Source organism: Streptomyces sp. KLMMK, from assembly GCF_036961605.1.
GTDB classification, from domain to species: Bacteria; Actinomycetota; Actinomycetes; order Streptomycetales; family Streptomycetaceae; genus Streptomyces; species Streptomyces telluris.
Window position 1 is genome coordinate 1 of record NZ_JBAMDC010000434.1, and the last position, 5118, is coordinate 5118.

Sequence of the window (5118 nt, forward strand, 5' to 3'; positions counted from 1 at the left end):
CAGGCCGCGGGCCCGGTTTCAGGCCACCGACCCCAGCCCCCGCGGCTCGCGGTGGATCGGTGTCCGTACGCCCGTCAGCGGCGCCCCCGTGCCCCCGTGCCGGAGTGCGACGATTTCCGCCGCGATGGACAGGGCCGTCTCCTCCGGGGTGCGCGCCCCCAGGTCGAGCCCGATCGGCGAGCGCAGCCGGTCCAGGGCGGGCTCGGCGACGCCCGCCTCGCGCAGCCGGGCCAGCCGGTCCTCGTGCGTGCGGCGCGAGCCCATCGCGCCGACGTAGGCGACCGGAAGCCGCAGGGCCCGCTCCAGCAGCGGCACGTCGAACTTGGGGTCGTGGGTCAGCACGCACAGGACGGTCCGGGCGTCGAGCGCCCCGGCCGCCTGCTGGGCGTCGAGGTAGCGGTGCGGCCAGTCGACGGCGATCCCGTCCGCCTCGGGGAAGCGCCCCGCCGTCGCGAACACGGGCCGAGCGTCGCACACCGTCACGTGATAGCCGAGGAACTTGCCGGCCCCGACGAGCGCCGCGGCGAAGTCCACCGCCCCGAAGACGATCATGCGCGGCGGCGGCAGGCACGACTCCACGAGGAGCGTCACCGGGTCACCGCAGCGCACCCCGGCCCCGCTCTCCATGCCCACCGTGACCGTCCCCGTCCGTCCGGCGGCCAGCAGCGCGGCGGCCTCCGCGGCGGCCGCGCGGTCCGGCCCGCCGGACTCCGCGAGGGTCCCCGCGTACGTGCCGTCCGCCCGTACGAGCAGGGCGCGGCCCAGCAGCCCGGCCGGGCCCGAGATCACCCGGGCGAGCGCCACCGGCCCGCCCGTCGCGGCAGCTGCCAGCGCCTCGGCCAGCACGGCGCGCCCGGGGGCGTCCGGAAGGACCGGGACGACCAGTACGTCCAGGACCCCGCCGCAGGTCAGGCCCGTGGCGAAGTCGTCCTCGCCCGGGCGGTCACCCGGCCGGCCGAACCGTTCCCGCACGCTCTCGCCGCTCTCCAGTGCGGCGCGGCACAGCTCGTACACCGCGCCCTCCACACACCCGCCCGAGACCGAACCGACCACCGTGCCCTCGGCGTCGACGGCGAGGGCCGCGCCCGGCTGCCGGGGCGCGCTGCCCTCCACGGCGACCACCGTGGCGACGGCGAACGCGCGCCCTTCCCCGCACCAGCGGTGCAGTTCCCCGGCGATGTCCAGCATGACCAGCCCTCTCCCTACGCGATTTACTTGACGCCCAGCCAGCTCTCGATCGGGTGCAGGGCGAAGTACCCCGTGAACACGGCCGTCAGCAGCCACATGAAGACGCCCGGCTCACGCCACCTGCCCTGAGCGGCCTTGATCGCCGTGTAGGCGATGACGCCGGCGCCGACACCCGCGGTGATGGAGTACGTGAACGGCATCAGCACCACCGTCAGGAAGGCCGGGACGGCGATCGCCCGGTCGCTCCAGTCGACGTGCCGGGCGTTGCTCATCATCATCGCTCCGATGACGACGAGCGCGGCGGCGGCAACCTCACCGGGCACGATGCGCGTCAACGGGGTGAAGAACAGGCAGGCGGTGAAGAGGAGCCCGGTCACGACGGACGACAGGCCCGTCCGGGCGCCTTCGCCGACACCGGTCGCCGACTCGATGAAGACGGTCTGCCCCGAGGCCCCCGCGACCCCGCCGATCGCGCCGCCCGCGCCGTCGATGAACAGCGCCCTGCTCAGGCCCGGCAGCCGGCCGCGCTCATCGGTCAGCCGGGCCTCGGTGGCGACGCCGATGATCGTGGCCATGGCGTCGAAGAAACCGGCCAGGACGAGCGTGAAGACGATCATTCCGACGCTCATGACGCCCAGCGACCCCCAGCCGCCGAACTCCACGTGCCCCAGGAGGGAGAAGTCCGGCACGGACACGGCACTCCCCTTGAGCTCGGGCGCGCCGCTCCGCCAGGCGGCGGCCCCCGGGGCGGCCGCGGCGTTGACGACGACGGCCAGCACCGTGCCGACGACGATGCCGATCAGGATCGCGCCGGGGACGTCGCGGGCCTGCAGCATCAGGACGGCCAGCAGGGTGACGCAGAAGACCAGCACGGGCCAGCCGGCCAGCTCGCCCGCGGGGCCGAGCGTCACCGGCCCGCCGCCCTTGGAGGCGTGCACGAAGCCGGCCTTGACCAGCCCGATCAGGGCGATGAACATGCCGATGCCCATGGTGATGGCGTGCTTGAGGGCGAGCGGTATCGCGTTCATGATCAGCTCGCGCAGGCCGGTGACGGCCAGCAGCACGATCACCGCGCCGTACAGCACGCACATCCCCATGGCCTGCGGCCAGGTCATGTGGGGCGCCACCTGGGTGGAGAGCACCCCGGAGACGCCCAGCCCGGCGGCCAGGGCGAGCGGGACCCTGCCGACGAGGCCCATGAGGAGGGTGCAGACCGCCGCGGCGAGCGCGGTGGCCGTGATCAGGCCGGCGTGGCCGAGCCGGTTCCCGGCGGCGTCCGGGCCGGACAGGATCAGGGGGTTGAGCAGGAGGATGTAGGACATCGCCATGAAGGTGGTGACGCCGCCGCGCACCTCCCGTCCGACGGTGGATCCGCGTGCGCCGATGCGGAAGTAGCGGTCGAGCCGGGAGGTGCCGGCACAGCGGCGCGGGCCCGTGCCCGCGTCCTGCGCCGTGCCTCTCGGCTCCACGGATGGCTGGGTCATGAGTGCCTGCTCCCATGGTCCGGGCGGGTGGTTCGGCTGCACGACCCGGGGGACGGCCCGAGACGAAGGACGGCACGTCACCGGCCGCTGGGGGGCGCGCGACCGGCGGTGCCCTGCGAGGGGCTTGCGGACTGCGGAGGGGCTCAGGTGCCGGTGAGGTGCTCGGGCCGCACCGGCACCCGCACCAGCGCGAGCCCGGTCGCCGCCCGGATCGCCGCGACGACGGCCGGGGTGGCGGACAGCGTGGGCGCCTCGCCGGCGCCGCGCAGCCCGTACGGGGCGTGCTCGTCGGCGAGTTCGAGGATGTCCACGGGGATGGCGGGGGTGTCGAGGATCGTGGGGATCAGGTAGTCGGTGAAGGACGGGTTGCGCACCCGCCCGTCCGCGGCGACGACGATCTCCTCCATGACCGCGAGGCCCAGCCCCTGGACGGTGCCGCCCTGTATCTGGCCGGTGACCGCCAGCGGGTTGACCGCCTTGCCGACGTCCTGCGCGCAGGCCAGCTCCACGACCTTGACCAGCCCGAGCTCGGTGTCGACGTCGACGACGGCCCGGTGGGCCGCGAAGGAGTACTGGACGTGGCCGTCGCCCTGCCCGGTGCGCAGGTCGAAGGGCTCGGTGGGCCGGTGCCGCCACTCGCGCTCGACCTCGATCACCTCGTCCTCCAGGACGTCGGCGAGGGAGGCGAGGACCTCGCCCGCGCCGGTGGCGACCTTGCCGCCCTCCAGGACGAGCTCGGCGCGCTCCCAGGCCGGGTGGTGGGCGCCGAACCGGGCGCGGCCGAGGGCGAGGACGCGCTCGCGCACCTCCTGGCAGGCGTGGCGGACGGCGCCGCCGGTGACGTAGGTCTGGCGGGAGGCGGACGTGGAGCCGGCCGAGCCCACGCGGGTGTCGGCGGGCTGCAGGACGACCCGGGTGACGCCGAGTTCGGTGCGGGCGATCTGGGCGTGGACGGTCACCCCGCCCTGGCCGACCTCGGCCATCGCGGTGTGCACCGTGGCCACCGGCTGCCCGGCGACGGCCTCGAGCCGGACGCGGGCCGTCGAGTAGTCGTCGAAGCCCTCCGAGAAGCCGACGTTCTTTATCCCGGCCGCGTAGCCGACGCCGCGGACCACGCCCTCGCCGTGGGTGGTGTTGGACAGCCCGCCCGGCAGGGCGCGGACGTCGGACGCGCCCCCGGCGGTCTCCCACGGCCGCTCGGGCGGCAGCGGCCGGGCCTTGACCCGGCGCAGCAGCTCGGCGACGGGCGCGGGGGCGTCCACGACCTGCCCGGTCGGCATCACGGCGCCCTGCTCCATGGCGTTGCGCTGCCGGAACTCCACCGGATCCAGGCCCAGCCGTTCGGCCAGCCGGTCCATCTGGGCCTCGTAGGCGAAGCATGCCTGGACGGCGCCGAAGCCGCGCATCGCCCCGCACGGCGGGTTGTTGGTGTAGAGGGCGAGGGCCTCGACGTCGACGGCGCCGGCCACGTACGGGCCGACGGCCAGGGACGCGGCGTTGCCGACGACGGCCGGGGACGAGGAGGCGTAGGCGCCGCCGTCGAGGACGATGCGCGCCGTCACGTACAGCAGCCGCCCGTCGCGGCTCGCGCCGTGCTCGTAGTGGAGCCGGGCGGGGTGGCGGTGCACGTGGCCGAAGAAGGACTCGAAGCGGTTGTAGACCATCTTCACGGGCCGGCCGGTGCGCAGTGCCAGCAGGCATGCGTGGGCCTGCATGGACAGGTCCTCGCGCCCGCCGAAGGCCCCGCCGACGCCCGAGAGGGTCATGCGGACCTTGTCCTCGGGGAGGCCGAGGACGGGGGCGATCTGGCGCAGGTCGGCGTGGAGCCACTGGGTGGCGATGTAGAGGTCGACGCCGCCGTCCCCGGCGGGCACGGCGAGTCCGGACTCCGGGCCGAGGAACGCCTGGTCCTGCATGCCGACCTCGTAGTCGCCGGTGACGACGACGTCGGCGCGGGCCCGGGCGGCGGCGACGTCGCCGCGGACGACGGGCTGGCGGTGGACGACGTTCGGGTGGGGGACGTGGGCGGCGTGGGCGTCGTCGCGGGCCGGGTGCAGCAGGGGCGCGCCGGGGGCGGTGGCGCTCTCCTCGTTGCTGACGACGGGCAGTTCCTCGTAGGCGACGCGGATCCGGGCGGCGGCGCGGCGGGCCGTCTCGGGGTGGTCGGCGGCGACGAGGGCGACGGGCTCGCCGTGGTAGCGGACGACGCCGTCGGCGAGGACGGGCGTGTCCTGGATCTCCAGCCCGTAGCGGGTCGCGGCGGGCAGGTCGGCGTGGGTCAGGACCGCGTACACGCCCGGGGTGGCGAGCGCCCCGGAGACGTCGGCGGAGAGGATCCTGGCGTGGGCGTGGGGGCTGCGGAGGGTGAACCCCCACAGCATGTCCTCGTGCCACAGGTCGGAGGCGTAGGCGAACTCGCCGGTGACCTTGAGCGTGCCGTCGGGGC

3 protein-coding genes are annotated in these 5118 nt (G+C 75.1%); all 3 read right to left on the reverse strand.

What is annotated here, in order from left to right; genetic code table 11:
- Window positions 1-18: 18 nt before the first annotated feature.
- A complete protein-coding gene (locus tag V7793_RS33015; protein ID WP_336013393.1) occupies window positions 19-1188 on the reverse strand; it encodes an XdhC family protein in 1170 nt (389 codons plus the stop codon).
- Between the two features lie 23 nt (window positions 1189-1211).
- Complete coding sequence (locus tag V7793_RS33020) at window positions 1212-2672, reverse strand: NCS2 family permease (protein ID WP_336013394.1); 1461 nt, start codon at window positions 2670-2672, stop codon at window positions 1212-1214.
- A gap of 143 nt (window positions 2673-2815) precedes the next feature.
- Window positions 2816-5118: xanthine dehydrogenase subunit D (gene pucD, locus V7793_RS33025; RefSeq protein ID WP_336013395.1), on the reverse strand; the 2303-nt coding region annotated here is incomplete at its 5' end.